The organism is Acidovorax sp. SUPP950 (assembly GCF_030158935.1).
GTDB lineage: Bacteria > Pseudomonadota > Gammaproteobacteria > Burkholderiales > Burkholderiaceae_C > Paracidovorax.
Map to the genome: position 1 here is coordinate 1 of NZ_BQXE01000005.1, position 26,322 is coordinate 26,322.

At 66.5% G+C, this 26,322-nt stretch carries 29 protein-coding genes; 24 read left to right on the plus strand and 5 right to left on the minus strand.

The window, feature by feature from the left end:
* The 13 genes from AVME950_RS18530 to AVME950_RS18590 form a co-directional block, all read left to right on the plus strand.
* On the plus strand, positions 1-127 hold a 127-nt coding region (locus AVME950_RS18530; protein ID WP_456057495.1), incomplete at its 5' end, for an EF-Tu C-terminal domain-related protein.
* 24 nt (positions 128-151) lie between these two features.
* Entirely contained in the window at positions 152-463 is a 312-nt protein-coding gene (gene rpsJ, locus AVME950_RS18535) for a 30S ribosomal protein S10 (RefSeq protein WP_005796953.1), read from the plus strand.
* Positions 464-681: 218 nt separating this feature from the next.
* Entirely contained in the window at positions 682-1,353 is a 672-nt protein-coding gene (rplC, locus tag AVME950_RS18540; protein WP_272549647.1) for a 50S ribosomal protein L3, read from the plus strand.
* A complete protein-coding gene (gene rplD, locus AVME950_RS18545; RefSeq protein WP_092745107.1) occupies positions 1,353-1,973 on the plus strand; it encodes a 50S ribosomal protein L4 in 621 nt (206 codons plus the stop codon). The genes rplC and rplD overlap by 1 nt, the downstream gene beginning before the upstream one ends.
* Complete coding sequence (gene rplW, locus AVME950_RS18550) at positions 1,970-2,284, plus strand: 50S ribosomal protein L23 (protein WP_272549645.1); 315 nt, start codon at positions 1,970-1,972, stop codon at positions 2,282-2,284. Before rplD ends, rplW begins: the two co-directional genes overlap by 4 nt.
* A gap of 2 nt (positions 2,285-2,286) precedes the next feature.
* Positions 2,287-3,111, plus strand: coding sequence for a 50S ribosomal protein L2 (rplB, locus tag AVME950_RS18555; protein ID WP_092745109.1), 825 nt, complete (start codon positions 2,287-2,289; stop codon positions 3,109-3,111).
* 10 nt (positions 3,112-3,121) lie between these two features.
* Positions 3,122-3,400, plus strand: a complete 279-nt coding sequence (rpsS, locus tag AVME950_RS18560; protein ID WP_272565826.1) for a 30S ribosomal protein S19 — start codon at positions 3,122-3,124, stop codon at positions 3,398-3,400.
* A 9-nt stretch (positions 3,401-3,409) separates the two neighbouring features.
* Positions 3,410-3,742 carry a 50S ribosomal protein L22 gene (rplV, locus tag AVME950_RS18565; protein ID WP_005796970.1) on the plus strand — a complete coding sequence of 111 codons (333 nt, stop codon included), beginning with the start codon at positions 3,410-3,412 and terminating at the stop codon, positions 3,740-3,742.
* A 16-nt stretch (positions 3,743-3,758) separates the two neighbouring features.
* Positions 3,759-4,643, plus strand: coding sequence for a 30S ribosomal protein S3 (gene rpsC / locus AVME950_RS18570; RefSeq protein ID WP_272565825.1), 885 nt, complete (start codon positions 3,759-3,761; stop codon positions 4,641-4,643).
* Between the two features lie 2 nt (positions 4,644-4,645).
* Entirely contained in the window at positions 4,646-5,062 is a 417-nt protein-coding gene (gene rplP / locus AVME950_RS18575; RefSeq protein ID WP_056662458.1) for a 50S ribosomal protein L16, read from the plus strand.
* A gap of 16 nt (positions 5,063-5,078) precedes the next feature.
* On the plus strand, positions 5,079-5,276 hold the full coding sequence (gene rpmC, locus AVME950_RS18580) for a 50S ribosomal protein L29 (RefSeq protein ID WP_272549639.1): 198 nt from the start codon (positions 5,079-5,081) through the stop codon (positions 5,274-5,276).
* Positions 5,277-5,285: 9 nt separating this feature from the next.
* Positions 5,286-5,555, plus strand: a complete 270-nt coding sequence (gene rpsQ, locus AVME950_RS18585) for a 30S ribosomal protein S17 (protein ID WP_092745113.1) — start codon at positions 5,286-5,288, stop codon at positions 5,553-5,555.
* Positions 5,556-5,687: 132 nt separating this feature from the next.
* Positions 5,688-6,194, plus strand: a complete 507-nt coding sequence (locus tag AVME950_RS18590; RefSeq protein ID WP_272565822.1) for a peroxiredoxin — start codon at positions 5,688-5,690, stop codon at positions 6,192-6,194.
* A gap of 212 nt (positions 6,195-6,406) precedes the next feature.
* Here the strand turns inward: AVME950_RS18590 and AVME950_RS18595 are convergent, their stop codons facing one another.
* Together AVME950_RS18595 and AVME950_RS18600 are read right to left on the minus strand one after the other, a co-directional pair.
* Positions 6,407-6,898: a GNAT family N-acetyltransferase gene (locus AVME950_RS18595; protein WP_284394511.1), complete on the minus strand. Its 492-nt coding sequence runs from the start codon at positions 6,896-6,898 to the stop codon at positions 6,407-6,409.
* Between the two features lie 93 nt (positions 6,899-6,991).
* Complete coding sequence (locus tag AVME950_RS18600) at positions 6,992-7,495, minus strand: TlpA disulfide reductase family protein (protein ID WP_284430959.1); 504 nt, start codon at positions 7,493-7,495, stop codon at positions 6,992-6,994.
* A gap of 182 nt (positions 7,496-7,677) precedes the next feature.
* Between AVME950_RS18600 and AVME950_RS18605 the strand changes: the two genes are divergently transcribed.
* The 4 genes from AVME950_RS18605 to ptsP all read left to right on the plus strand — a co-directional run bounded on the left by AVME950_RS18605 (position 7,678) and on the right by ptsP (position 10,844).
* Positions 7,678-8,223: a hypothetical protein gene (locus tag AVME950_RS18605; protein ID WP_284431124.1), complete on the plus strand. Its 546-nt coding sequence runs from the start codon at positions 7,678-7,680 to the stop codon at positions 8,221-8,223.
* Positions 8,224-8,320: 97 nt separating this feature from the next.
* Positions 8,321-8,773, plus strand: coding sequence for a PTS sugar transporter subunit IIA (locus AVME950_RS18610; RefSeq protein WP_284430960.1), 453 nt, complete (start codon positions 8,321-8,323; stop codon positions 8,771-8,773).
* Positions 8,742-9,011, plus strand: coding sequence for an HPr family phosphocarrier protein (locus AVME950_RS18615; protein ID WP_284430961.1), 270 nt, complete (start codon positions 8,742-8,744; stop codon positions 9,009-9,011). Before AVME950_RS18610 ends, AVME950_RS18615 begins: the two co-directional genes overlap by 32 nt.
* Before the next feature lie 78 nt (positions 9,012-9,089).
* Positions 9,090-10,844: a phosphoenolpyruvate--protein phosphotransferase gene (gene ptsP / locus AVME950_RS18620; RefSeq protein ID WP_284430962.1), complete on the plus strand. Its 1,755-nt coding sequence runs from the start codon at positions 9,090-9,092 to the stop codon at positions 10,842-10,844.
* Positions 10,845-10,942: 98 nt separating this feature from the next.
* Here ptsP and AVME950_RS18625 read toward each other — a convergent pair whose 3' ends face one another.
* Positions 10,943-11,752 carry a TorF family putative porin gene (locus AVME950_RS18625; RefSeq protein WP_284430963.1) on the minus strand — a complete coding sequence of 270 codons (810 nt, stop codon included), beginning with the start codon at positions 11,750-11,752 and terminating at the stop codon, positions 10,943-10,945.
* Positions 11,753-12,064: 312 nt separating this feature from the next.
* Between AVME950_RS18625 and kdpF the strand changes: the two genes are divergently transcribed.
* The 7 genes from kdpF to AVME950_RS18660 all read left to right on the plus strand — a co-directional run bounded on the left by kdpF (position 12,065) and on the right by AVME950_RS18660 (position 21,523).
* Positions 12,065-12,163: a K(+)-transporting ATPase subunit F gene (gene kdpF / locus AVME950_RS18630; protein ID WP_272565812.1), complete on the plus strand. Its 99-nt coding sequence runs from the start codon at positions 12,065-12,067 to the stop codon at positions 12,161-12,163.
* Between the two features lies 1 nt (position 12,164).
* On the plus strand, positions 12,165-13,979 hold the full coding sequence (gene kdpA / locus AVME950_RS18635; protein ID WP_284430964.1) for a potassium-transporting ATPase subunit KdpA: 1,815 nt from the start codon (positions 12,165-12,167) through the stop codon (positions 13,977-13,979).
* Position 13,980: 1 nt separating this feature from the next.
* Positions 13,981-16,077 carry a potassium-transporting ATPase subunit KdpB gene (gene kdpB, locus AVME950_RS18640; protein WP_284430965.1) on the plus strand — a complete coding sequence of 699 codons (2,097 nt, stop codon included), beginning with the start codon at positions 13,981-13,983 and terminating at the stop codon, positions 16,075-16,077.
* Positions 16,078-16,098: 21 nt separating this feature from the next.
* On the plus strand, positions 16,099-16,671 hold the full coding sequence (gene kdpC, locus AVME950_RS18645) for a potassium-transporting ATPase subunit KdpC (protein ID WP_272565807.1): 573 nt from the start codon (positions 16,099-16,101) through the stop codon (positions 16,669-16,671).
* Positions 16,672-16,739: 68 nt separating this feature from the next.
* Positions 16,740-19,502, plus strand: a complete 2,763-nt coding sequence (locus tag AVME950_RS18650) for a DUF4118 domain-containing protein (RefSeq protein WP_284430966.1) — start codon at positions 16,740-16,742, stop codon at positions 19,500-19,502.
* Positions 19,499-20,209, plus strand: a complete 711-nt coding sequence (kdpE, locus tag AVME950_RS18655) for a two-component system response regulator KdpE (RefSeq protein ID WP_272565805.1) — start codon at positions 19,499-19,501, stop codon at positions 20,207-20,209. Before AVME950_RS18650 ends, kdpE begins: the two co-directional genes overlap by 4 nt.
* A gap of 162 nt (positions 20,210-20,371) precedes the next feature.
* Positions 20,372-21,523, plus strand: coding sequence for a pectate lyase family protein (locus AVME950_RS18660; protein ID WP_284430967.1), 1,152 nt, complete (start codon positions 20,372-20,374; stop codon positions 21,521-21,523).
* A 41-nt stretch (positions 21,524-21,564) separates the two neighbouring features.
* Here AVME950_RS18660 and AVME950_RS18665 read toward each other — a convergent pair whose 3' ends face one another.
* Together AVME950_RS18665 and AVME950_RS18670 are read right to left on the minus strand one after the other, a co-directional pair.
* Positions 21,565-24,738 (minus strand): CusA/CzcA family heavy metal efflux RND transporter, encoded by a 3,174-nt coding sequence (locus AVME950_RS18665; RefSeq protein ID WP_284430968.1) that lies wholly within the window; start codon positions 24,736-24,738, stop codon positions 21,565-21,567.
* A 9-nt stretch (positions 24,739-24,747) separates the two neighbouring features.
* Complete coding sequence (locus AVME950_RS18670; protein WP_284430969.1) at positions 24,748-26,322, minus strand: efflux RND transporter periplasmic adaptor subunit; 1,575 nt, start codon at positions 26,320-26,322, stop codon at positions 24,748-24,750.

Here is a 26,322-nt window from a genome sequence, read left to right on the forward strand (position 1 = left end):
CGGCGACAACGTGTCGATCACCGTCAAGCTGATCAACCCCATCGCCATGGAAGAAGGCCTGCGTTTCGCCATCCGTGAAGGCGGTCGTACCGTCGGCGCCGGCGTCGTGGCCAAGATCATTGCTTAAGCCTCAGGCACAAAGGAACTTGCCATGTCCAAGCAAAAAATCCGCATCCGCCTGAAGGCGTTTGATTACAAGCTGATCGACCAGTCCGCTGCTGAGATCGTTGATACCGCCAAGCGCACCGGCGCCATCGTCAAGGGCCCCGTGCCCCTGCCGACGCGCATGAAGCGTTTCGACATCCTGCGTTCGCCGCACGTCAACAAGACCAGCCGCGACCAGCTCGAAATCCGCACGCACCAGCGCCTGATGGACATCGTCGATCCGACGGACAAGACGGTGGACGCGCTGATGAAGCTCGACCTGCCGGCTGGCGTGGACGTCGAAATCAAGCTGCAGTAATCTGACGGCTCCGGGGCGCGGCGGTTGCTGCGCGCCAACACATAACGCGGACTTGCTTGCAAAAGCAGTCCGCGTTATACTTTGCGGCTTCGCCTTTTTTGCGCTTTGCGTGACGGCGGCGGAGTTTTATCAACCTTCTTTCGCGCACGGCGGTGCAAACGTTGTGCAAACGCTTTGGCCAATTGAAGTCGAGGCGGTGAAAGTTTTGGAGAAAATCAATGAGTCAAAGCAACTCCCAAGGGTTGCTGGGCCGCAAGGTGGGCATGATGCGTCTGTTCACCGATGACGGGGACGCAGTGCCCGTCACGGTGGTGGATGTGTCCAACAACCGCGTGACCCAGGTTAAAACCCAAGAGAACGATGGCTACGTGGCCTTGCAGGTCACGTTTGGTTCGCGCAAGGCATCGCGTGTGACCAAGCCCGCAGCGGGCCATCTGGCAAAGGCCGGCGTCGAAGCCGGTGAAGTGATCCGCGAATTCCGCGTGACCGCTGACGTCGCCGCCCAGTACGCCGTCGGTTCCACCGTCCCCGTGACGCTGTTCACCGTGGGCCAGAAGGTGGACGTGCAAGGCACGTCGATCGGCAAGGGCTACGCTGGCACGATCAAGCGCCACAACATGGCCTCGCAGCGCGCATCGCACGGTAACAGCCGTTCGCACAATGTGCCTGGCTCCATCGGTATGGCACAAGACCCTGGTCGCGTGTTCCCCGGTAAGCGCATGACCGGCCACCTGGGCGATGTCACCAAGACCACGCAAAACCTCGATGTCATCCGCATCGACGAAGCGCGTCAACTGCTCTTGATCAAGGGCGCCATTCCGGGCTCCAAGGGCGGGTTCGTGACGGTGCGTCCGGCAGTCAAGGCCAAAGCTTCCAAGGGAGCGAACTAATGCAGCTCGAACTCCTGAATGACCAAGGCCAGGCCGCATCGAAGTTCGATGCGCCCGAAACCGTGTTCGGTCGCGAATACAACGAAGATCTGGTTCACCAGATCGTGGTGGCTTACCAGGCCAATGCCCGCCAGGGCACGCGTGCTCAAAAAGACCGCGAGCAGGTCAAGCACTCCACCAAGAAGCCCTTCAAGCAAAAAGGCACCGGCCGCGCTCGCGCCGGTATGACCTCCTCGCCTCTGTGGCGTGGGGGCGGCCGCATCTTCCCGAATCTGCCTGAAGAAAACTTCACGCAGAAGATCAACAAGAAGATGTACCGCGCCGGTATGGCTGCGATCTTTTCGCAGCTGGCCCGTGAAGGCCGTCTGGCCGTGGTGGACTCGCTGACGCTGGAAAGCCCCAAGACCAAGGTGCTCGCCGACAAGTTCAAGGCGATGAACCTGCAGTCGGTGATGGTGATCGCCGACGAAGTGGACGAAAATCTGTACCTTGCTTCGCGCAATCTGAAGAACGTGTTCATCGTTGAACCCCGTTACGCAGACCCCGTGTCGCTGGTGCACTACAAGAAAGTGCTCGTCACCAAGGGCGCGATCGACAAACTCAAGGAGATGTTCGCATGAGCACGCCCAAGTTTGACGAAGGTCGTCTGATGCAAGTGCTGGTCGCTCCCATCGTGTCCGAAAAGGCCACCATGGTTGCCGAGAAGTCCAATGCTGTGACGTTCAAGGTGCTGCAGAACGCAACCAAGCCAGAAATCAAGGCCGCTGTGGAATTGATGTTCAAGGTCGAGGTCAAGGGCGTCTCTGTGGTGAACACCAAAGGCAAGGCCAAGCGTTTTGGCAAGACCATGGGCCGCCGCGACAACGTGCGCAAGGCTTATGTCACGCTGCAACCAGGTCAAGAGCTGAACCTGTCCGGGGAGGCCGCGTAATCATGGCCGTCATCAAAATGAAACCCACTTCGCCCGGCCAACGCGCTGTGGTGAAGGTTACCCGTGACCACCTGTACAAGGGTGAAGCGTATGCACCGCTGCTGGAGCCTCAGTTCCAGAAGGCCGGTCGCAACAACAACGGTCACATCACGACCCGCCACAAGGGCGGCGGTCACAAGCACCACTACCGCGTGGTGGATTTCGTCCGCAACAAGGATGGTATCCCCGCAAAGGTCGAGCGCATTGAATACGATCCGAACCGTACGGCCCACATCGCTCTGGTGTGCTATGCCGACGGCGAGCGCCGTTACATCATTGCCCCCCGTGGTCTGGAAGTCGGCAGCACGCTTCTGAGCGGCTCCGAAGCCCCGATCCGTGCAGGCAACACGCTGCCGATCCGCAACATCCCCGTGGGTTCGACCATCCACTGCATCGAGCTCAAGCCCGGTGCCGGTGCGCAGATCGCACGCTCGGCAGGTGCTTCCGCAACGCTGCTGGCCCGTGAAGGCACGTACGCTCAGGTGCGCATGCGCTCTGGCGAAGTGCGCAAGATCCACATCGAGTGCCGTGCAACCATCGGCGAAGTCGCCAACGAAGAGCACAGCCTGCGCCAACTCGGCAAGGCCGGTGTGAAGCGCTGGATGGGTATTCGCCCAACGGTTCGTGGCGTGGCCATGAACCCGGTGGATCACCCTCACGGTGGTGGCGAAGGCCGCACCGGCGAAGGCCGCCATGCAGTCGATCCTTGGGGCAATCTGACCAAGGGTTATCGCACCCGCAACAACAAGCGCACACAAGTGATGATTGTGTCGCGTCGCAAGAAGTAAGGGATAACAAATGACTCGCTCTCTCAAAAAGGGTCCGTTTGTTGACCACCACTTGATGGCAAAGGTCGAAAAGGCCATTGCGACCAAGGACAAGAAACCAGTCAAGACCTGGTCGCGTCGCTCCATGGTTCTGCCCGATTTCATCGGTCTGACCATTGCCGTGCACAACGGCAAGCAGCACGTACCGGTGTATGTCACCGACCAGATGGTGGGCCACAAGCTGGGCGAATTCGCCCTGACGCGCACCTTCAAGGGTCACCCCGCGGACAAGAAAGTCCAGAAGAAGTAAGGAACGACCATGTCTGAAACACGTGCAGTCCTCCGGGGCGTCCGTCTGTCGGTCGACAAGGGCCGTCTGGTCGCTGATCTGATCCGCGGCAAGAAGGTCGACCAGGCTCTGAACATCCTGACGTTCACGCAGAAAAAAGCTGCAGGAATCGTCAAGAAGGTGCTGGAGTCCGCCATCGCCAACGCTGAGCACAACGACGGCGCCGACATCGACGAACTGAAGGTCAAGACCATCTACGTCGAACAAGGCACCACGCTCAAGCGTTTCACCGCGCGCGCCAAAGGCCGCGGCAATCGCATCAGCAAGCCCACGTGCCATGTGTACGTGACGGTTGGCAACTGAAGGCCCGAGGAAGACTATGGGACAGAAAATCCATCCTACCGGCTTCCGCCTGGCGGTCAGCCGCAACTGGGCCAGCCGTTGGTACGCGAGCAACCGTGACTTCGCCGGCATGCTGGCCGAAGACATCAAGGTGCGCGAATACCTGAAGGCCAAGCTGAAGAACGCTGCCGTCTCGCGCATCCTGATCGAGCGCCCCGCCAAGAATGCCCGCATCACCATCTACTCGGCACGTCCGGGCGTGGTGATCGGCAAGAAGGGCGAAGACATCGAGAACCTGAAGAAGGAACTCGCTACGCGTCTGGGCGTGCCGGTCGCAGTGAACATCGAAGAAGTGCGCAAGCCCGAAATCGATGCCAAGCTGATCGCCGACAGCATCACGCAACAGCTGGAAAAGCGGATCATGTTCCGCCGCGCCATGAAGCGCGCCATGCAAAACGCCATGCGTCTGGGTGCCCAGGGCATCAAGATCATGTCGTCCGGCCGTCTGAACGGGATTGAAATCGCCCGTTGCGAGTGGTACCGCGAAGGTCGCGTGCCGCTTCATACCCTGCGCGCCGACATCGACTACGGCACGTCCGAAGCCAAGACCACCTACGGCGTCATCGGCGTCAAGGTCTGGGTCTACAAGGGCGATACGCTGGGCCGCAACGATCTGCCCGCAGTGGAAACACCGCGTCCAGAAGAAGAGCGTCGTCCCCGTGGCCCGCGTCGCGATGGCCGCCCAGGTGGCGATCGTCCGGGTGCAGGCCGTGGTGGTCCACGCCGTCCAGCCGGTGCCAATGCGGCACCTGCAGACGGTAGCGACAAGCCCGCCGGTGCCGGTGGCGCCGATAACACCGCCGTTAAGCGCGTTCGCAAGGTTGACGCGCCCGCTACAGCAGCGGACGGCAAAGGAGAATAAAGATGCTGCAACCCGCTCGCCGCAAGTACCGCAAAGAGCAGAAGGGCCGTAACACCGGCGTTGCCACCCGTGGCAATTCGGTGGCCTTCGGTGACTTCGGCCTGAAGTGCACGGACCGTGGTCGTCTGACGGCCCGCCAGATCGAGGCCGCACGCCGTGCGATCTCCCGTCACGTGAAGCGTGGCGGCCGTATCTGGATCCGCGTGTTCCCCGACAAGCCGATCTCTACCAAGCCCGCCGAAGTTCGGATGGGTAACGGTAAGGGCAACCCCGAGTATTACGTGGCTGAAATTCAGCCCGGCAAGGTGGTGTTCGAGATCGTCGGTGTGCCTGAAGAACTGGCCCGTGAAGCGTTCCGCCTGGCTGCTGCCAAGCTGCCGCTGCGCACCACGTTCGTGGCCCGTCAAATTGGCGCTTAAATTCAGGAGAATCGAAATGACGAAAGCTGCTGAACTGCGCCAAAAAGACGTCGCTGGCATCGAAACCGAAATCAAGTCCTTGCAAAAGGCCCACTTCGGTCTGCGCATGCAGAAGGCCACGCAACAACTGGCAAACACCAATACGCTGCGTATCACCCGTCGGGATATCGCTCGTGCCAAGACCATTCTTGCTGAAAAGCAAGCCGCCAAGTAAGGAGCCCACATGACGGAAGCTAAAAAATCCCTCAAGCGCACCTTGATTGGCAAGGTGGTCAGCGACAAGCGTACGAAAACCGTGACCGTGCTGGTCGAGCGCCGTGTGAAGCACGAGCTCTACGGCAAGATCGTGGCGAAATCCAGCAAGTACCACGCCCATGACGAAAAGGGCGAATACAAGTTGGGTGACACCATCGAGATCACGGAAAGCCGTCCGATCTCCAAGACCAAGAACTGGGTTGCCACCCGTCTGGTCCAGAAGGCCGCACTGGTCTGATTGGCAGATCCTTACAAGCCCTACGGGCTTGTTGGCTGCAAAGCCGCTCAAAACGACCCACAATGCTGGGTCGTTTTGTTTTTGGGGGCCCGCGTTCTGCAGGTCCCTCATTCCACCCCCTAGGAGCCCAGCATGATCAAAGTCGGTGAAACCCTGCCCGCCATCACCTTGATGGAATATTCCGAAGTCGAAGGCGACGGTTGCAGCCTCGGCCCCAACCCTGTCGCGGTGGACCAGGCCACCACCGGCAAGACCATCGCGCTGTTTGCCGTGCCAGGTGCCTTCACGCCAACCTGTTCCGCCAAGCATGTTCCCGGATATGTGGAGCAGGCCGAGGCTTTCAAGGCCGCGGGTGTGGACGAGATCTGGTGCCTGAGCGTGAATGACGCGTTCGTGATGGGGGCCTGGGCGCGCGATCAGAAGACGCAGGGCAAGGTGCGCATGCTGGCGGACGGCGATGCCGCTTTTGCCAAGGCCACGGGCCTGACGCTGGATTTGAACGGCAAGGGCCTGGGCCTGCGCAGCAATCGCTATTCGATGCTGGTGAAAGATGGCAAGGTGGCATCACTGAACATCGAAGCGCCCGGCAAGTTCGAAGTGAGCGACGCGGCAACGCTGCTGGCACAGGCCAAGGGCTGAACGCACAAAGTGCCGCTGGCTGGGGATGGGAGAGGAGATTGCCCATCCCGCGTCCAGCGCCATGCGGTTGGCTGGGTGACCTCACAGCAGGCGTTGTGTGGTGATGGCAGCACGGTCCCCAGAGGCGGAGCACGGCCCTTTGTGCCAAGCCAACATGCTGGTCATGGCAGCCCGGCATCGGGTGCTCCGTCCCGGTGCCTGCTCGCCGTGCATTAATCGATATCCGCCTTGAGGTAGTGCGAGCCTGCGATGGGGTTGTGATAGTAGGGCGGGATTTCTTCGAAGCCCAAGTCGGCATACAGCGCACGGGCCGATTCCATCCCATCGAGCGTATCGAGCAGCACGCAGGCATATCCCGCTTGCCGCGCGGCATCGAGAATGGCCTCTGCCAGCTGCCGGCCGAGGCCGAAACCGCGGAATGCCTTGCGCACATACAGGCGCTTCATTTCGCTGGCGTTGGGGTAATCGGCGTTGTCCATGGGGCGCAGGGCACAGCAGCCCGCGATGGCACCGTCCACTTCCGCCAGCAGGATCTGGCCACGCGGCGGTGCATAGTCCGCCGGCAGGGTGGCCAGTTCGGCCTCGAAGTTCTGGAAATACAGGTCGATGCCCAAGCTGTCGGCATATTCCCGGAAGATGTCGCGCACAGCGTCCATCTCGGCAGGAAGGGTCGGCGTCAGCAGGGCCACGGAGGGCTGGTCCACAGGCGGTTGCTAGGAACGAAGGAGTTGCCAGTGTAGCGGGCTCTGCCCGGCCCCTTCAACCGGCGGTTGGCCGCCCAAGCCGTGGAGCGAGGGTCAGGTCTCTGCCAGCAGGCGCTCGATGAGCCGATGGAGCTCGGGGAAGTCGGGAGCCCCAACATAGGTCTTGACGATCTCGCCGCGCTTGTTGACGATGAAGGTGGACGGGGTGAGCTTGACGTCACCCCAGGCCTGGGCCACCGCGCCCGTGTTGTCGATGGCAACCTTGAACGGCAGTTGGCGGGTTTCGGCGAAATTCACCACATAGCTCGGCGGGTCGTAGCTCATGGCGACGGCCAAGGTGTCGAAGCCCTGTGCCCGGTACTTCTGGTAGGTCGCCACGACCTCGGGCATCTCGGCCACGCAGGTGACGCAACTGGTGGCCCAGAAGTTGACCAGGGTGACCTGGCCGTGCAGATCGGCGGTGGTCTTCCTGGAGCCGTCCAGCAGCACGAAGGTCGACTGCGGTGCCTGGGACGTGCCGGCGCCCAGGAACACGAAGGCGCCGATGCCTGCGAATGCCGCCACTGCCGCGGCGCCCAACCAATGCTTGATGCCCATTGCGCTCTTTCCACCTGTGTCTGCACGGTGCGTGCAGCTGTCTGTCGACATTTTGCCGGACGGTCCGGATCTTCGGGGTGATGGAGCGCAAGGCCCTGCGAAAGTTCGCTGATCCTGCGAAGCCGAAGCCCCGGACCGGCTTGCCACAGCAGTCCCATTGCGGTACTCCGGATAATGCGCGGATGCATTGCCCAATTGGTATCGCCTCTGCGCTGGCCCTGCTGCTCGCCGGCTGCAGCCCCGCGCTGAACTGGCGCAGCGTGCCGCTCGAAAGCGCCGGCCTCACGGTGCTGCTGCCTTGCAAGCCGGATCACGCGACACGTTCGGTGGATCTGGGTGGGCGGCCCGCGGATCTGGCCATGGTGGGCTGCGAGGCCGATGGCGCGACGTTTGCCGTTTCGCACATGGTGGTCGAAGACCCCTCGCAGGCGGGCGCTGTCCTCGCGCAGTGGCGGGCGGCGGTGCTGGCACGCATGCAGGCGCCGGCGGCAGGGGATGCCGAGGCCGGTGCTGTTGCCTTCGTGCCGGCCGGTGCCCTGGCCCTGCCGCAGTCGGTGCGGCTGCAAGCCCAGGGGCGGCGCGGCGACGGCGGTGCGGTGATCGCGCAAGCCGTCTGGTTTGCCCGCATGGAAGGGCGGCAGGCGCGCCTGTACCACGCGGTGGTTTATACGGACGCCCCGCGCATGGCGGTCGCGGACACGTTCTTTGCCGGACTGGCGCTGCCATGATCGGGGTCGCCTCTGCTTCCTCAGGCCTTGCGCGCGGGCTGCGAATGCCCAGCGAAGGTTGCACGCGGCGCCATAATGCGGTTCACTCCATCGCCCCATGAGCACGCGCATCCTCATCATTGCCCACTCCCCGCTGGCCCATGCGCTGCGCGAGTGCGCTCTCCATGTTTTCCCTGACTGCGGCGACGAGGTACTCGCGTTCGACGTGCATCCCCACACGCCGCCCGAAGAGACCCTGGCCACCGCCCGCATCCTGCTGGCTTCGCACGACGGCGATTCGCCCACGCTGGTGCTGACCGACGTGTTCGGCGCCACCCCATGCAATGTCGCGCAGCGCCTGGTGGATGGCGAGCACTCACGGCTGGTCACCGGCGTGAATCTGCCCATGCTGCTGCGCACCGTGAGCTACCGGCACGAACCGCTGGAGGCGCTCGTTTCGCGCGCGGTGGTCGGCGGCACCCAGGGCGTGATGCAGGTGGCGATCTCGGCCCCGCAGAACCAGATACGACGTTCCCACCATGATCAAGACGACCATCACCATCAGCAATAAGCTGGGCCTGCACGCCCGGGCGTCCGCCAAGCTCACGAAGCTGGCAGGCAGTTTCCCGTGTGATGTCTGGATGGCCAAGGGCGAGCGGCGCATCAATGCCAAGAGCATCATGGGCGTCATGATGCTGGCCGCCGGGCTGGGCTCGACGGTCGAGTTGGAGACCAACGGCGCGCAGGAGCAGGAAGCCATGGATGCGCTTCGGGCCCTGATCGACGGCAAGTTCGGCGAAGGGGAGTGATGTGCGGCCCGCGCTGACCGCCTGCCGCGCCGCCTGCCAGCCTGCGCGCGCCGCGGGCAGGCCAGGAGCGCCAGCGCCATGACGTTCGCCGTCCACGGTCTGGCGGTCGCCCGCGGCATCGCCATCGGGCGCGCCGTGCTGGTCGCCTCGAGCCGCGTGGACGTGGCGCACTATTTCATCGAGGCGGACCAGGTCGGCGCGGAGATCGTGCGCGTGCGCAATGGCCGCAACGCGGTGGTGGAGGAACTGCAGCGCCTGCAGGCCGAGATGCCGCACGATGCGCCCCCCGAGTTGGCGGCGCTGCTCGACGTGCACATGATGCTGCTGCAGGACGAGGCGCTGGTGAGCGGCGTCAAGCATTGGATCACCGACCGCCTCTACAACGCCGAATGGGCGCTGACCACCCAGCTGGAGGTCATCGCGCGGCAGTTCGACGAGATGGAGGACGAGTACCTGCGTGAGCGCAAGGCCGATCTGGAGCAGGTGGTGGAACGCGTCCTGCGCCACATGAAAGGCGTGGCCAGCCCGGTGGCGCCCCCGCCCAGCAGCCCGCGCCGCAGCAACCAGCAGGACCTGCTGCTGGACGACACGGTGGACGTGCCTCTCGTGCTGGTGGCCCACGACCTGTCGCCAGCCGACATGCTGCAGTTCAAGAAGAGCGTGTTTGCCGGTTTCGTGACGGACGTGGGCGGCAAGACCTCGCACACGGCCATCGTGGCGCGCAGCATGGACATCCCCGCGGTGGTGGGCGCGCGGGCCGCCAGCCAGCTGGTGCGGCAGGACGACTGGGTCATCATCGACGGCGATGCCGGCGTGATGATCGTGGACCCGTCGCCCATCATCCTGGCCGAATACGGTTTTCGCCAGCGCCAGACCACGCTGGAGCGCGAGCGCCTGTCGCGCCTGCGCCATACACCGGCGGTCACGTTGGATGGGCAGAAGATCGAACTGCTGGCCAACATCGAGCAGCCTGCCGACGCGGCCGCTGCGCTGCGCGGCGGCGCTGCGGGTGTGGGCCTGTTCCGCAGCGAATTCATGTTCATGGGACGCAACGGCAACCTGCCGGGCGAGGAGGAGCAGTACCAGGCCTACCGCGAGGCGGTACAGGGCATGAACGGCATGCCCGTCACGCTGCGCACCATCGACGTGGGGGCCGACAAGCCGCTCGACAAAGGCTACAAGGACAGCTACCTGAACCCCGCGCTCGGCCTGCGTGCCATCCGCTGGAGCCTGGCCGATCCGGCCATGTTCCGCACGCAGCTGCGCGCCGTGCTGCGTGCGGCCGTGCATGGCCCGGTGAACCTGCTGTTCCCGATGCTCGCGCACGTGAGCGAGATCCAGCAGACCCTCGCCCAGGTGGAAATGGCCCGCGCCGAGCTGGAGGCGCGCGGCGTGCCGCATGGGCCGGTGCAACTGGGGGCGATGATCGAGGTGCCGGCCGCCGCGCTCATGGTGCGCAGCTTCCTGAAGTATTTCGACTTCCTGTCGATCGGCACCAACGACCTGATCCAGTACACCCTGGCCATCGACCGCGCCGACGAGGCCGTGGCCCACCTCTACGATCCCCTGCACCCCGCCGTGCTGCAGCTGGTGGCCCAGGTGATTGCCGAGGGCGAGCGCCAGGGCAAGAGCGTGTGCGTGTGCGGCGAGACGGCGGGTGACGTCTCCATGACGCGGCTGCTGCTGGGCCTGGGCCTGCGCAGCTTTTCCATGCACCCGGCGCAGATCCTCGCAGTCAAGCAGGAGGTGCTGCGCGCCGACACCCGCAAGCTCGGGCCGTGGGCGCAGGGCGTGCTTGCCTCGGAAGACCCGGCCGCGCTGCTGGCCGAATAATTAGCTATAAATTTAATAGCTAAAGAGGCAATGAATCTCCTGGCGTCGGGCCTGTTTGACCAGATGCCGCTGCGCCAGCCTTGCCGGTGGCGCTTCCGTCAGAAAACCTGGGCCAGCGTGACGATGAGGCGCCCTTTGTTGGGCGAGTAGCGCGCGGCATCCGCTGCCGGGCCGGTAGCGGCCGCATAGGCGGCCTGCCGGTTGGCCCCCTGCAATGCCCCGGTGAGCGAGAGCCCGCCGCCGAAGTCGTAGGCCGCACCGACCTGGTAATCGACGTAGCTGCGCCATCCCAGGCGGCGGATGTCTCCGGCCATTCGCGTATAGCCGATGGCGGCCTTCAAGCTGAGCTGCGGGCCCAGTGCGCGGCTGTACGCCAGGTTCACATAGCCCGTGTTGCGCCCCGACAGGCCCGAGCCCGTCCGGGCGCCCGCATAGCCGAAATAGTCGTCCGACACGGTGTGCGAGTACTTGAGCGTGAACGTGCCCAGGGCTTCGTCGGCATGGGTGGCGCTGGCATACAGCTCGGTGGTGTTGCCGCTGCGGTTGCCGGGGTAGAGGTAGGCAAGGGCGCCCACGTCGAGATCGGTGGCACCGGCCTTCCATTTGTAGCCGCCGTAGAGGTCGCTCTCCAGGCGGTTGCCGCGCAGCCATTTCACGCTGGCGTTCCAGCTGCCGATGTACCAACCACTGTCGCCGAAGGCGTAGTCGACGCCGCCCTGCACCGCCGGCTTGAAGGCGCCGGTCTTGGCGAACTGGTTCGAACGGAGCATGTCCTGGTCCTGCCCGCGGAACTTGTAGTTCGACGTGAGGGCAAGGTTGCCCGTGAACTGGGCGTGGGCCAGCAGCGGCAGGGCCGCGCACAGGGCGGCGGCCAGGGGAAGGGCTCTGAAAACGGGGAAAGGGGTCATGGCTTCACGCGGTCGTTGGAAAAGCGCAAAGCGTAGGCAGGCACCCGTAAAAACGGTGTCAAAAGCATGGCACCGCCCATCAAGAATCGGTAACGGCACCCCGCCGCCACGCATTTTTACGGCGCGTTTACGCCCCGTGCCCCAGTCTGTGCACCCTTTTTACGGGCGCCTTCCGAGAATCGATTCCATCGTTTTGATGCAGGAGTGAGAGATGGACATCGTGTGGATTGCAGCGCTGGTGGCGCTGTGGGTGGCCATGGCGGAGGCCGTGGTGCTGCTGGGCCGGTTCGACGGCCCCAAGGGAGCATCGCGGTGATCGCGCTCGACGTGCTCTACGGCTTCGGCGCCATCGTGGCCGTCGTCCTGTTCGCGTACCTGGTGTTCGCGCTCATCTGCGCCGAGGAGTTCTGATATGGACGCGTCCGCCTGGGGCCTGCTGGCCCTGTTCCTCCTCGTGCTCCTCGTGCTGGCCTGGCCCCTGGGCCGATGGTTGGCCGCGATCTGCGATGGCCGGCTGCCGCAGTGGATGCATCGCGCCGAGTCACCGCTGTACCGCGTGGCCGGCATGCGGCCCGAAGAGAGCATGCACTGGCGCCACTACGCGCTGGCCTTGCTGGCGTTCAATGCCATCGGCGCCGTGGTCGTGTACGGCCTGCAGCGCCTGCAGGCCTGGCTCCCGCTCAACCCGCAAGGCATGGCCGCCGTGTCGCCCGACTCGGCTTTCAACACGGCGGTGAGCTTCGTCTCCAACACCAACTGGCAGGGCTATGCGGGCGAGGGCACCATGGGCTACCTGACGCAGATGCTGGGACTGTCGGTGCAGAACTTCCTGTCGGCGGCCACGGGCATCGCCGTCGCGTTCGCGCTGGCCCGGGGCTTTGCCGCGCGCCGCACGGACGGCCAGGGGCTGGTGGGCAACTTCTGGGCCGACATGGTGCGCATCAACGCCTGGGTGCTGGTGCCGGTGTCTCTGGTAATCGCCGTGTTTCTGGTGGGGCAGGGCGTGATCCAGAACTTCTCTCCCTCCAAGGAAGTTGCCACGCTGGAGGCCACGGCCTACCAGAACCCGAAGCTGACGGCCGACGGGCAGCCCGAGAAAGACGCGGCCGGCAACCCGGTGACGGAGAGTGCGAGCACCGCCACGCAAACGCTGGCCATGGGGCCGGTGGCATCGCAGGAGGCCATCAAGATGCTGGGCACCAATGGCGGGGGCTTCTTCAATGCCAACTCGGCCCATCCGTACGAGAACCCCACGCCGCTGACCAACTTCGTGCAGATGCTGGCGATCTTCCTGATCCCCGCCGCCCTGTGCTTCACGTTCGGCCGGGTGGTGGGCGACCAGCGCCAGGGGCTGGCGATCCTGGCGGCCATGACCGTGATGTTCGCCGTGGCGGTGGCCGTGGTCATTCCCGCCGAGCAGGCCGGCAACCCGCGCATCGCCGCCCTGGGGGTGGACCAGGCCATGACGGCGCTGCAGTCCGGCGGCAACATGGAGGGCAAGGAAGTGCGCTTCGGCATCACCGCATCGGCACTCTTCGCCGCCGTGACGACGGCCGCCTCGTGCGGCGCGGTGAACGCGATGCACGACTCGTTCACCCCGCTGGGCGGGCTGGTGCCGATGGTGCTGATGCAATTGGGCGAGGTGGTCTTCGGCGGCGTGGGCACGGGCCTGTACGGCATGCTGGTGTTCGCCATCCTCGCAGTGTTCATGGCGGGGCTGATGATCGGCCGCACGCCGGAGTACCTGGGCAAGAAGATCGAAGTGCGCGAGATGAAGCTCACTTCGGTGGCCATCCTGGTCACGCCCATCCTCGTGCTGGTGGGCGCCGCCGTGGCGGTGATCGCGCAGGCGGGCCAGGCCGGCATCGCCAACCCGGGCGCCCATGGCTTTTCCGAGATCCTCTACGCCCTCACGTCGGCGGGCAACAACAACGGCAGCGCCTTCGCGGGACTGTCGGCCAACACGCCGTTCTACAACGTGCTGCTGGGGCTGGCCATGTGGTTCGGTCGCTTCGGCGTGATCGTGCCAGTGCTGGCCATCGCGGGCTCGCTCGCCGCCAAGAAGCGGCTGCCCGCCACCGCCGGCACGCTGCCCACGCACGGGCCGCTGTTCGTGGCCCTGCTGGTCGCCACCGTGCTGCTGGTGGGCCTGCTCAATTACGTTCCGTCCCTGGCGCTGGGCCCCGTCGTGGAACACCTGATGCTGCGGACCCCAGTGAGGCCCTGACATGACAACCCACAAGACATCCCTTTCCCTTTCGCTGTTCGATGCGGCGCTGGTCAAGCCCGCGCTGTGGCAATCGTTCGCCAAGCTCGATCCCCGCGTGCAGTGGCGCAATCCGGTGATGTTCATCGTGTTCATCGGCAGCCTGTTCACCACGCTGCTCTGGCTGCATGCGCTCACGGTGCCGCAGGACACGGGCATGCGCCCGGCCTTCGTGCTGGCGATCGCCGTCTGGCTGTGGTTCACCGTGCTGTTCGCCAATTTCGCCGAGGCGCTGGCGGAGGGGCGCAGCAAGGCCCAGGCCGCATCGCTGCGCGGCCTGCGCAAGGACACCTGGGCCAAGAAGCTCGCCGAGCCGCGCCATGGCGCGACCTTCCTGCCCGAGCAGGCCACCAACCTGCGCCGCGGCGACGTGGTGCAGGTGGATGCGGGCGACGTGATTCCGCTGGACGGCGAGGTCATCGAGGGCGTGGCCTCGGTGGACGAGAGCGCCATCACCGGCGAATCCGCGCCGGTGGTGCGCGAGTCGGGCGGGGACTTCTCGGCCGTCACGGGCGGCACCCGGGTGCTGTCGGACTGGCTGGTGGTGCGCGTGACGGTGAACCCCGGCGAGTCGTTCCTGGACCGCATGATCGGCATGGTCGAGGCCGCCAAGCGCCAGAAGACACCCAACGAGGTGGCACTCACCATCCTGCTGGTGGCGCTCACCATCGTGTTCCTCGTGGTCACCGTGACACTGCTGCCGTTCTCGATCTTCAGCGTGGGTGCGTCGGGAGCGGGCACGGTCGTGTCGCTCACCGCGCTGGTGGCGCTGCTCGTGTGCCTGATTCCCACCACCATCGGTGGCCTGCTGTCGGCCGTGGGCGTGGCGGGCATGAGCCGCATGATGCAGGCCAACGTGATCGCCACCTCCGGACGCGCGGTGGAGGCCGCGGGCGACGTGGATGTGCTGCTGCTGGACAAGACCGGCACCATCACGCACGGCAACCGCCAGGCGAGCGCGTTCCTGCCCGCCCCGGGCATCCCCAAGGAGCGCCTGGCCCGTGCCGCCATGCTGGCGTCGCTGGCCGATGAAACGCCCGAGGGACGCAGCATCGTCGAGCTGGCGCGCCGCAGCGGCGTGCCCGACGAGACCGCCGCGTCCGGCGTGCGCCTGGTGCCCTTCACGGCGCAGACGCGCATGAGCGGCGTGGACCTGCCAGCCACGGCCGGTGCGCCCGAGGTGGCGTTGCGCAAGGGCGCGGTTCAGGCCATGGTGCGTCACATCCAGGCGCTGGGCGGCAGCGTGCCGGCCGAGGTGGTGCGCGCGGCCGACGACGTGGCGCGGCGCGGCAGCACGCCCCTGGCGGTGGCCGAGGGCGCCCAGGTGCTGGGCATCGTCGAGCTCAAGGACATCGTCAAGACCGGCATCAAGGAGCGCTTCGCCGAGTTGCGGCGCATGGGCATCAAGACGGTGATGATCACGGGCGACAATAAGCTGACCGCCGCCGCCATCGCCGCCGAGGCGGGGGTGGACGACTTCCTGGCCGAGGCCACGCCCGAGGACAAGCTGGCGCTGATCCGCCAGTACCAGGCCGAGGGCCGCCTGGTGGCCATGACCGGCGACGGCACCAACGATGCACCGGCACTGGCCCAGGCCGACGTGGCCGTGGCCATGGGCAGCGGCACGCAGGCTGCCAAGGAGGCCGGCAACATGGTGGACCTGGACTCCAACCCCACCAAGCTGCTGGAGGTGGTGGAGACCGGCAAGGCCCTGCTGATGACGCGCGGCTCGCTCACCACGTTCTCCATCGCCAACGACGTGGCCAAGTATTTCGCCATCATTCCGGCGATCTTCGTATCCACCTACCCGCAGCTGGCCGCGCTCAACGTGATGCGGCTGGCGAGTCCCTCCTCGGCCATTTTGTCGGCGGTGGTGTTCAACGCGCTGGTGATCGTGTTCCTGATCCCGCTGGCGCTCAAGGGCGTGCGCTATCGCCCGGTCGGCGCCGCCGCGCTGCTGCGCCGCAACCTGGCGATCTATGGCCTGGGCGGGCTGGTGGTGCCGTTCATCGGCATCAAGCTCATCGACTGGGTGCTGGTGGCCGTGGGCCTCGTTTGAACTGTGCAAGGAAGCATCGACATGACCAAAATCCTCCGTCCCGCGCTGACCCTTTTCGTGCTGCTGAGCGTGATCACGGGCGTTGTCTATCCGCTCATCGTCACGGGCGTGGCGCAGGCCGCGTTTCCGCAGCAGGCCGCGGGCAGCTTGGTGCTGCGCGGCGGGCAGGCCGTGGGCTCGTCCCTGATCGGGCAGAACTTCACCGACCCGAAGCATTTCTGGGGCCGCCCCTCGGCCACCGCGCCCATGCCCTACAACGCCAGCGCGTCGGGCGGCTCCAACCTGGGACCGCTGAATCCCGCCCTCACGGAAGCCGTCACCGCGCGCGTCCAGGCGCTGCGCGAGGCCGATCCCGGCAATGCCGCGCCCGTGCCCGTGGACTTGGTCACGGCCTCCGCCAGCGGGCTCGACCCGCACATCAGCCCCGCCGCCGCGCGCTACCAGGCCAGTCGCGTGGCCAAGGCGCGGGGCTGGCCGGTGGAGCGCGTGCAGGCCCTGATCGACGCGCACACCGATGCCCCGTTCCTGGGGCTCCTCGGTGACCCGGGCGTGAACGTGCTCGCCCTGAATCTCGCGCTCGATGCCGAGCGGTGAGCCCCATGGCACTAGCGCCGATTCCGGCGCAACGCCCGCCACAATAGGGCCCGCACGTTCCTTCGCCCATGCCTGACATCGCCCGCCCGGACCCCGATGCGCTCATCGCCCAGATGCGCGCGGAGGAAGAGCGCACCCAGCGCGGCAAGCTGCGCATCTATTTCGGTGCCAACGCGGGCGTGGGCAAGACCTGGTCGATGCTGAGCGCGGCGCAGCGCGAGCGCAAGGCGGGGCGCGACGTGCTCATCGGGGTGGTCGAGACCCATGGCCGCAGCGAGACCGCCGCGCTGGTCGAGGGCCTGCCCGTGCTGCCGCTGCGCAGCCTGGACTACCGGGGCCGCCAGCGCACCGAGTTCGACCTCGACGGTGCGCTGGCGCGCCAGCCGGCCGTGCTGCTCGTGGACGAACTGGCGCACTCCAATGCGCCCGGGTCCCGGCATGCCAAGCGGTGGCAGGACGTGCAGGAGCTGCTCGCCGCCGGGATCGAGGTGTGGACCGCGCTCAACGTCCAGCACCTGGAAAGCCTGAACGGCACCGTGGGCGCCATCACCGGCGTGCGCGTGCACGAAACCGTGCCCGACACGGTGCTGGACGAGGCCGACGAGGTGGTGCTGGTCGATGCCACACCGGACGAACTGGCCGCGCGCCTGGCCGCCGGCAAGGTCTACCTGCCGCAGCAGGCCGAGCGGGCGGCGCAGAACTTCTTTCGCAAGGGCAACCTGATCGCGCTGCGCGAGATCGCGCTGCGGCGCACGGCCGAGCATGTCGAGGACGACGTGCGCGGCTGGCGCGTGGAGCAGTCCGGCGCGGGCGGCGACCGCGTGCCACCGGCCTGGAACACCTCCGGCGCTTTGCTGGCCTGCGTGGGGCCCGGCGAGGATGCCGCCCAGACGGTGCGCACCGCGGCGCGGCTGGCCGGCCAGCTCAATGTGCGCTGGCACGCGGCCTATGTGGAAACGCCGCGTCTGCAGCGGCTCGATGCCCGGCGCCGCGACCGCGTGCTGGCCGTGCTCCAACTGGCGGAGGGCCTGGGCGCGGAAACCGCGGTGCTGACCGGTGGCGAGGTCGCTCCGGTGCTGGCGGAGCATGCGCACCGGCTCAACTGCGCCACGCTCGTGGTTGGTCGCCCGGCACAGGCTGCCGGCTGGCGGCGCTGGTGGGCCGCACGGCCCGTGGCGCAGGCCCTCGCCGCTGCGGCCCCGGCCCTCGACATCGTGGAGGCCGGGCGCGCCGGCAGTTCGCGGCGCCTGGCGCAGGCGGACTGGGGGCGGGCCGGCACCGATGCGCTCGACAGCGAGGAGCGCCAGCCGTCCCGCTGGCCGGGCTTCGTGTGGTCGCTGGCCGTGAGCGTGGCCGTCACCCTGCTCACCCACCTGCTGTCCGGTGTGTTCGAGCTGGCCAACATTGTCATGCTGTACCTGCTCGGGGTGGTGGGCGTGGCCATGCGGTTCGGCCGGGCGCCTGCGGCCCTCGCGGCGCTGGTCAACGTACTGGCGTTCGATTTCTTCTTCGTTTCGCCGCGCATGTCGTTCGCCGTGAGCGACGTGCAGTACCTCGTCACCTTCGGGGTCATGCTCATGGTGGGGCTGCTGGTGGGCCAGCTCACCGCGGGGCTGCGCTTCGCGGCGGGCGTGTCGGCGAGCCGCGAGCGGCGCGCGCAGTCGTTGTTCGACCTCACGCGCGAACTGTCCGCAGCGCTGCAGGTGGAGCAGATCACCGCCATCGGTGCTGCCGCGGTGCAAAAGCATTTCGGAGGGCGTGCGGCGGTGCTCGCGCTGGATGAGAGCGACCGCCTGGCCATGCCGGAGGGGCTGCCGCCCGGATTCGACGCGAACGTGGCCGACTGGACACTGCGCCAGGGCCAGAGCGCCGGCCTGGCCACGGCCACGCTGGCCGCGCAGACCTGGCGCTACGTGCCGCTCACCGCGCCCATGCGCGTGCGGGGCGTGCTGGCGCTGGAGCCTGCACAGCCGCGCTGGCTGCTGATTCCCGAGCAGGCACAGCAGCTCGATACGCTGGCCCGGCAGATCGCCATCGCCCTGGAGCGGGTGCACTACGTGGACGTGGCGCAGCGCGCGGTGGTGGACATGGAATCGGAGCGCCTGCGCAATGCCCTGCTGGGCGCCATTTCGCACGACGTGCGCACCCCGCTCACCGCGCTGATCGCGCTGGCGGAGTCGCTGCCCGCGCAGTCGGCCGAAGACCAGGCCGAGGCCGGCCGCGCCATCGTGGCGCAGGCCCATCAGCTGCACGCGCTGGTGAGCAACCTGCTCGACATGGCACGGCTGGAGAGCGGCATTGCCGGCGGCAGCGTGAACCTGCGGCGCGACTGGCAGTCGGTCGAGGAGGTGGTGGGCACAGCGATTCGGGCAGCACGCCCTGCGCTGGGGCGCTTGCCGGTGGTCACGCACCTGCCGGCGGACCTCCCTTTGGTGGAATTCGATGCCGTGCTCATCGAGCGGGTGCTGGTCAACCTGCTGGAAAACGCCGCCAAATACGGTGCGCCGCCCATCGAGGTGTCCGCCAGCACCACGCCCACCACGCTGCGGCTGGCCGTGCGCGACCATGGGCCGGGCCTGCCGGTGGCGCTGCGGGGGCAGGAGCACACATTGTTCGAGAAATTCACCCGTGGCCAGTCGGAGTCGGCCACGCCCGGCGTGGGCCTGGGATTGGCCATCTGCAAGGCAGTGGTGCAGGCGCATGGCGGCGACATCTCCGCCGCCAGCGCCGAGCGCGGTGGGGCGGAGTTCACCGTGACCCTGCCGCGGCGCGACGAGCCCCCCCTTCCCCTGGACGAACCCTTGGAGCCCGGCGCGCCGGAAACGCCATGACATTGGCCTTGCGAACGGTGATCGTGATCGAGGACGAGCCGCAGATCCGCCGCTTCGTGCGCAGTGCGCTCGAAGCCGAGGGTTGGCAGGTGCATGAGGCGGCCACGCTGCGCGAGGGGCTGTCGGCCGCCGGCACGCGGCAGCCGGACCTGCTGGTGCTCGATCTGGGGCTGCCCGATGGCGATGGCGTGGGCCTGATCCGCGATGTGCGCAGCTGGTCGGCGGTGCCCATCATCGTGCTGTCGGCCCGCACCGACGAGGCCGACAAGATCGCGGCCCTGGATGCGGGCGCCGACGACTACCTCACCAAGCCGTTCGGCACCGGCGAACTGCTGGCGCGTGTGCGCGCCAACCTGCGCCGCCCGCGCGCCGCCAGCGGCAACGGGCTCACCCCGGTGGCCGAGGAGCCCGTGTTCCGCTTCGGCGACATCGAGGTGGACCGGAACGCTCGGGTGGTTCGGCGCGGCCATGCCGAGGTGCACCTCACGCCCACCGAGTACCGCATGCTGTCTGTGCTGGTGGCCAATGCGGGCCGCGTGATCACGCAGCGGCAGCTGCTGCGCGAGGTGTGGGGCCCCATGCGTTCGGACCAGAACCACTACCTGCGCATCTACATGGGCCACCTGCGCCAGAAGCTGGAGGCCGACCCGGCCCAGCCCCGCCATCTGTTGACCGAGACCGGCGTGGGGTATCGGCTCGCGGTGTGAGCCCCGTATCCTCGGGTTGAGTTCGCCTGTCCGGCAGGTGCTTCGGGTCGGTGCGACGGAGACAGGGCTGCACGTTGCCACAGTCACGGGTGAATGGCCGTCCCCGCGCCAGAGGGGCCGGGGTTCGTGGCGCTCTGTTTTTCCGATCCAAAGGACTCCATCGTGATTCAACGCTCTCTCGCTGCGCTCTTGATCGCCGCGCTTTCCGGCGCGGCGCATGCCGACAACACCACCGACACGGCACCGCCCGACGGCTGGGCCAGCCAGGGCGGCGGCACCACGGGCGGCGCGGGCGCCACGGCGAAGTACCTTAGCAAGGTCAGTTCGCCATCCCAGTTGAATGCCGCGCTCAGCGCGGGCGGTGCCCAACCGAAAATCATCGTGGTGTATGGCACCATCGACATGGCCGCCGCGGACAACGGAGGGCCTTTCACCAGCCGGGCCGATCAGGCTGCGCGCAACCTCATCACGATTCCGAGCAACACCACGTTGATCGGGGCCGGAAGCGATGCCCGGATCGTCAACGCCTCGATCCTGATGAAGCGGGTTTCCAACGTCATCCTGCGCAATCTGACCATCGTCGCTCCCTGCGATCTGTCGCCGGTCTGGAGCAGCGGCGAGGGGCGGTGGAACTCCGACTTCGATGCGGTCACGATCTACAGTTCGCAACGCATCTGGGTGGACCACAACCGGTTCACCGATGCGCCCGTCACCGACGATCAGGCACCCATCGAAAAGGGCCAGCCCCAGCAATGCCACGACGGTGCGCTGGACGTGATCCACGCGAGCGACTACGTGACGGTGTCCAACAACGTGTTCGACCGGCACGACAAAACCCATCTGGTGGGCGCCTCGGACAGCAGCACCGACGAGGAGGGCCATCTCACGGTGACCTTCCACCACAACCTCTACAGCCAGGTCGTGGAGCGCGCGCCTCGCGTGCGCTACGGCAGGGTCCACGTGTACAACAACTACTACACCGGCAGCAAATCGGACGCGCCCTACAAGCACAACTACAGCCTGGGCGTGGGCTACAAGGCGCAGATCCTCTCGGAGAACAACGTGTTCGAAGTGCCCGGCGCGGCCACCTGCGCCGATGTGGTGAAGAACCCTGGTGCGGCTTCCAAGACGGGCGCCATCCGCGATACCGGGTCGCTGCTCAACGGCGCTGCGCTCGGTCTCGCAGCCCAATGCGGCTTTGCTGCGGCGGGCTGGACCATTCCTTATGCGGGCGGATACACCCTGGACGCCGCCTCGAGCGTCAAGGCGAAAGTGCTGTCCAACGCAGGCCCCGGCAAGCTGACGGTGAACTGAGCGAGGCCCGCCGGCCCGCAGAGGCCGGCAGGCGGGCGTGCTCAGGCCGCAGACGGCAAGTGGGCGGCGGCTTGGGCAACCTCTTCTTCGCTGCGCCGGTGCACGATCCGGTACAGCAGCGGCAGCACCAGCAGCGTGAGCGCGGTCGAGGACAGGATGCCGCCGATGACCACCGTCGCCAGCGGCCGCTGCACTTCCGCTCCGGTGCCGGTGGCAATGGCCATGGGCACGAAGCCCAGCGAGGCCACCAGCGCCGTCATGAGCACGGGCCGCAACCGGGTGAGCGCCCCCTCCCGGATGGCGGCGTCCAGCGGCATGCCGCCTTCGCGTAGGCCGCGAATGAAGGAGATCATCACCAGCCCGTTCAGCACGGCGACGCCCGACAGCGCGATGAATCCGACCGCGGCCGAGATCGAGATCGGGATGTCGCGCAGCCACAGTGCCACGATGCCGCCGGTGAGGGCGAACGGGATGCCGGTGAAAACGACCAGCCCGTCCTTCACATTGCCGAACATGGCGAACAGCAGCGTGAAGACCAGCAGCAACGCGACCGGCACGACCACCTGCAGGCGTTGGGTGGCCGACTGCAGGTTTTCATACTGGCCGCCCCACGCGGTCCAGTAGCCCGCCGGGATCTGGACCGCCTGCATGGCCTGTTCCGCCTCGGCCACTAAGGAGCCCAGGTCCCGGCCCCGCACGTTGGCACTCACGACGATGCGGCGTTTTCCGTCCTCCCGGCTGACCTGGTTGGGGCCCGGTGCCAACTGCAGCGTGGCCACTTCGCTCAGCGGGATGAAGCGGGCGCGGGCGTCCGCGGCGTCGCCGCCGCGAGGCAGTGCGACCGGCAGGCGCTGGATGGCCTCCAGGTCGGTCCGGATGTGCTCGGGCAGCCGCACGAGGATGCCGAAGCGCCGGTCGCCTTCGAACAGGGTGCCGGCCTCGCGCCCGCCCACGGCAATCGACACGGCCTCCTGGACATCGCCCACATTCAGTCCGTAGCGGGCGGTCTTGGCGCGGTCGATGTTCACCGTCAGCACCGGCAGGCCGCTCGTCTGCTCCACCTTGACCTCGGTGGCCCCATCGATGCGGTTGAGCACTTCAGCGACCTTCTGGGCGGTCTGGTCGAGCACGGCCATGTCGTCTCCGAAGATCTTGACCGCTACATCGCTGCGCACGCCGGAGATGAGTTCATTGAACCGCAACTGGATGGGCTGCGAGAACTCGTAGTTGTTGCCCGGCAGTTGCTCCACCTCGGCCTGGATGGCCGCAAGGAGCTGTTCGCGCGACCGGGCCGGTGCAGGCCAAGTGTCCTGCGGCTTGAGCATGATGTAGGCGTCCGAGATGTTGGGCGGCATCGGGTCCGACGCGATCTCGGCCGTTCCGGTGCGGGCAAAAACCCGCTCGATCTCGGGAAACTTCGCCTTCAGCGTGCTCTCCAGCTGCTGCTGCATCGCCACCGACTGCGACAGGCTGGTGCCGGGAATGCGCAACGCCTGCATGGCGAAATCGCCCTCGCCCAGGCTGGGCGCGAACTCGGTGCCCAGGCGCGTCGCCAGCAGGCCGGACAGCAGCACGGCCGCGAGCGCCAGTGCGATGACCACGGGCTTGGCGCCCATGGCGCGGTCCAGCAGCGGCGCGTAGGCGCGGCGGGCCCAGCCCATGAGCCGGTTTTCCTTCTCGCCCACCGTCTTGCCGATGAACAGCGCGACGGCGGCAGGAATGAAGGTGACCGACAGCACCATCGCACCGACCAGCGCGATGACCACCGTGAACGCCATCGGATGGAACAGCTTGCCCTCCACCCCCGTGAGCGCGAAGATCGGCAGGTACACGATCATGATGATGAGTTGGCCGAACAGCAGCGGCCGCCGTGCTTCCTGCGACGCAGCGAACACCTCGTGAAAACGCTCCGCCCGCGTCAGCGGCCGGCCCTTGTGCTGCTGTGCGTGGGCGAGGCGCCGCACGCAGTTCTCCACGATCACCACCGCGCCGTCGATGATGATGCCGAAGTCCAGCGCACCCAGGCTCATCAGGTTGGCACTGACCTTCTGGTTCACCATGCCGGTGAAGGTGAACAGCATCGACAGCGGTATGACCATGGCCGTGATCAACGCCGCGCGGATGTTCCCCAGGAAGAGGAACAGGATCACGATCACCAGCACCGCGCCCTCGAAGAGGTTCTTCTTCACGGTGGCGATGGCCTTGTCCACGAGCACCGTGCGGTCGTACACCGTCACCGCATGCACGCCGGCGGGCAGGGTCCGGTTGATCTCCTTCATCTTGCGGTCCACGGCCTGGGAGACCGTGCGGCTGTTCTCGCCGATGAGCATGAACACCGTGCCCAGCACGACCTCTCGGCCGTTGTCGGTGGCGGCGCCGGTGCGCAGCTCCTGGCCCAGCCCGACCTCGGCCACATCCCTGACGCGCAGCGGCACGCCGCCCGCATTGCCGAGGATGACGTTGCGCAGGTCGTCCATCGACTGCACCTGCCCGGGAGCGCGAATCAGGTATTGCTCTCCGCGGCGCTCGATGTACCCGGCTCCCACGTTCGCGTTGTTGCGTTCGAGCGCCGTGACCAGGTCCCCCATCGTGAGGCCATGCGCCAGCAGCTTGTCGGGGCTGGGTGCGATCTGGTACTCCTTGGCATACCCGCCGATGGAGTTGATCTCGGTCACGCCGGGCACGTTGCGCAACTGCGGCTTGATGATCCAGTCCTGGATCTCGCGCAGGTCCGTGGAGGTGTAGGGTTGCCCATCCGGCTTGCGGGACCCGTCCTGGGCTTCCACCGTCCAAAGGTAGATTTCCCCCAGGCCTGTCGATATGGGGCCGATGACCGGGTGAACGCCCTCCGGCATCTGGCCGCGGGCCGACTGGATGCGCTCGTTCACGAGTTGCCGCGCGAAGTAGATGTCGGTGCCGTCCTGGAAGATCACGGTCACCTGCGACAGCCCGTAGCGTGACAGCGAGCGGGTCTGCTGCAGCCCGGGCAGCCCCGCCATGACGGTCTCGACGGGAAAGCTCACGCGCTGCTCCACTTCCAGGGGGGAGTAGCCGGGCGCCGCGGTGTTGATCTGCACCTGGACGTTGGTGATGTCCGGCACGGCATCGATGGGCAGCTTCTGGTAGCTGTAGAGGCCCAGGGCTGCCATGCCGAGCACGGCCAGCATCACGAGCCAGCGCTGCGCGATGGAAAACTGAATGACACGTTCAAACATGGTCCACCTTCAGTGCGAGTGCGACGCCGAGCTCTTGCCCTGCTGGGATTTCACGACGAAGCTGCCTGCCGCGGCATAGGCCGTACCGGCTGCCAACCCTTTGACGATCTCGACCCGCTGGCCATCCGTGCGGCCCAGTTGCACCGCCTGGGCAATGAAGCCGCCTTCGGCCCGGATGAAGACCACGGTTTTGTCATCGACGGTCTGCACCGCATCGGTTCGCACGGTGACCGGCGGTGTCGCTTCGGACGACACCAATTCGACCTCCACGAACAGTCCGGGCCGCCAGACCTTCTGGGGATTCGCCACCGCCACGCGGGCCGTGGCCATGCGCGTCTGCGCGCCGATCAGGGCGCCGACATAGGAGACCTCGCCCTCCGCCTTCGCATCGAACGCGGTGGAGCGCACGGTCACCCGTTCGCCCACGCGCACCAACGGCAAGTGTTGCGCGGCCACGCTGATTTCGGCCCACACGGTGGACAGGTCGGATAGGGTGAAGACATTCGCGTCCTCCTTCACGGACTCGCCCAGCGACAGGTGCTTTTCGACCACCATGCCGTCGAAAGGTGCGCGCAGTTCATAGCGGCCCAGGGCCGATGCGGCAGGCGTGGCACCGATGGCAGAGAGCTTCTGCTGTGCATTGGCGACCGCAATCTGCGCTTCGCGCATGGACTGCTGCGCCTGCAGGTAGTCCTGCTCCGGCGCGATTTTTTCCTCCCACAGCTTCTTCTCGCGCTCGTACGTGGTCCGGGCCAGTTCGGCCCGGCGCTGTGCGGTCTGCAGCTCGCTGCGCTGCTCCGACAGCGCCGGGCTCGACAGCACGGCCAGTACCTGCCCCTTGCGGACCTGTTGGCCGAGCTGGGCCGAGACGCTTTCCACCACGCCCGCCAGCCGTGGCACCACGTGGGCCGTGCGGTCCTCGTTGAATTTGATTTCGCCCGGCAACTGCAGCGTGGCACGGATGCGCGCCGGGCCCGCGGTGTCGATCGCTATGCCGGCAGCCTTGGCCTGCGCCTCCGTCAGGGGAATTTTTCCTTCTGCCTGCTGCAGCGTGAAGGTGTGTGCACGGCCATCCTTCTGGATGGAGAGGACGATCTCGAACACATGCGGCTCCTCGATGGCCTGTACGCTCTTCAATCCCTCGCCATCGGCGGTGAACGACAGTGTTTCCCGTTCCCCTCCCGGTCGCGTCAGCGTGGCGGACAACTGGGCGGCATCCGCTTTCACCGGCTTGCCTTGCTCGGAAAGCCAGACTGCGAGATGCGGGGCGCCGCCGTCTTCCGACACTTTTGCCTCGAGGCTGAAGCCGTCTTCCGTGAAGCGCTGGCCCCCATGTGGTCCTTTGGCCGCTTCCTCCTCTGCATGGGCATCCTGGCTGGCGCTTTTCTCACCGGGGGAGCCATGGGACGTTTCCTCCGCGTGGGACGCATGGCCATCTGCCTCGGCATGGCCGCCCGGGGAGGCGGCGGGGCTGCCCCGCAGGATCAGGGCGCCGGCGATCAGCGTGACCACCAGGATGGCGGTCACCACCCACCATTGGCGCTTGCCGGCTTTGCCGGTCGATGGGTTCAGTCGTTGGTTCAT

What these genes read in the sequence shown, in the direction of transcription:
- rpsJ (WP_005796953.1), top strand. Translation starts at nt 152, where the DNA reads ATGTCCAAGCAAAAAATCCGCATCCGCCTGAAGGCGTTTGATTACAAG.
- rplC (WP_272549647.1), top strand. Translation starts at nt 682, where the DNA reads ATGAGTCAAAGCAACTCCCAAGGGTTGCTGGGCCGCAAGGTGGGCATG.
- rplD (WP_092745107.1), top strand. Translation starts at nt 1,353, where the DNA reads ATGCAGCTCGAACTCCTGAATGACCAAGGCCAGGCCGCATCGAAGTTC.
- rplW (WP_272549645.1), top strand. Translation starts at nt 1,970, where the DNA reads ATGAGCACGCCCAAGTTTGACGAAGGTCGTCTGATGCAAGTGCTGGTC.
- rplB (WP_092745109.1), top strand. Translation starts at nt 2,287, where the DNA reads ATGGCCGTCATCAAAATGAAACCCACTTCGCCCGGCCAACGCGCTGTG.
- rpsS (WP_272565826.1), top strand. Translation starts at nt 3,122, where the DNA reads ATGACTCGCTCTCTCAAAAAGGGTCCGTTTGTTGACCACCACTTGATG.
- rplV (WP_005796970.1), top strand. Translation starts at nt 3,410, where the DNA reads ATGTCTGAAACACGTGCAGTCCTCCGGGGCGTCCGTCTGTCGGTCGAC.
- rpsC (WP_272565825.1), top strand. Translation starts at nt 3,759, where the DNA reads ATGGGACAGAAAATCCATCCTACCGGCTTCCGCCTGGCGGTCAGCCGC.
- rplP (WP_056662458.1), top strand. Translation starts at nt 4,646, where the DNA reads ATGCTGCAACCCGCTCGCCGCAAGTACCGCAAAGAGCAGAAGGGCCGT.
- rpmC (WP_272549639.1), top strand. Translation starts at nt 5,079, where the DNA reads ATGACGAAAGCTGCTGAACTGCGCCAAAAAGACGTCGCTGGCATCGAA.
- rpsQ (WP_092745113.1), top strand. Translation starts at nt 5,286, where the DNA reads ATGACGGAAGCTAAAAAATCCCTCAAGCGCACCTTGATTGGCAAGGTG.
- AVME950_RS18590 (WP_272565822.1), top strand. Translation starts at nt 5,688, where the DNA reads ATGATCAAAGTCGGTGAAACCCTGCCCGCCATCACCTTGATGGAATAT.
- AVME950_RS18600 (WP_284430959.1), bottom strand. Translation starts at nt 7,495, where the DNA reads ATGGGCATCAAGCATTGGTTGGGCGCCGCGGCAGTGGCGGCATTCGCA.
- AVME950_RS18605 (WP_284431124.1), top strand. Translation starts at nt 7,678, where the DNA reads ATGCATTGCCCAATTGGTATCGCCTCTGCGCTGGCCCTGCTGCTCGCC.
- AVME950_RS18610 (WP_284430960.1), top strand. Translation starts at nt 8,321, where the DNA reads ATGAGCACGCGCATCCTCATCATTGCCCACTCCCCGCTGGCCCATGCG.
- AVME950_RS18615 (WP_284430961.1), top strand. Translation starts at nt 8,742, where the DNA reads ATGATCAAGACGACCATCACCATCAGCAATAAGCTGGGCCTGCACGCC.
- ptsP (WP_284430962.1), top strand. Translation starts at nt 9,090, where the DNA reads ATGACGTTCGCCGTCCACGGTCTGGCGGTCGCCCGCGGCATCGCCATC.
- AVME950_RS18625 (WP_284430963.1), bottom strand. Translation starts at nt 11,752, where the DNA reads ATGACCCCTTTCCCCGTTTTCAGAGCCCTTCCCCTGGCCGCCGCCCTG.
- kdpA (WP_284430964.1), top strand. Translation starts at nt 12,165, where the DNA reads ATGGACGCGTCCGCCTGGGGCCTGCTGGCCCTGTTCCTCCTCGTGCTC.
- kdpB (WP_284430965.1), top strand. Translation starts at nt 13,981, where the DNA reads ATGACAACCCACAAGACATCCCTTTCCCTTTCGCTGTTCGATGCGGCG.
- kdpC (WP_272565807.1), top strand. Translation starts at nt 16,099, where the DNA reads ATGACCAAAATCCTCCGTCCCGCGCTGACCCTTTTCGTGCTGCTGAGC.
- AVME950_RS18650 (WP_284430966.1), top strand. Translation starts at nt 16,740, where the DNA reads ATGCCTGACATCGCCCGCCCGGACCCCGATGCGCTCATCGCCCAGATG.
- kdpE (WP_272565805.1), top strand. Translation starts at nt 19,499, where the DNA reads ATGACATTGGCCTTGCGAACGGTGATCGTGATCGAGGACGAGCCGCAG.
- AVME950_RS18665 (WP_284430968.1), bottom strand. Translation starts at nt 24,738, where the DNA reads ATGTTTGAACGTGTCATTCAGTTTTCCATCGCGCAGCGCTGGCTCGTG.
- AVME950_RS18670 (WP_284430969.1), bottom strand. Translation starts at nt 26,322, where the DNA reads ATGAACCAACGACTGAACCCATCGACCGGCAAAGCCGGCAAGCGCCAA.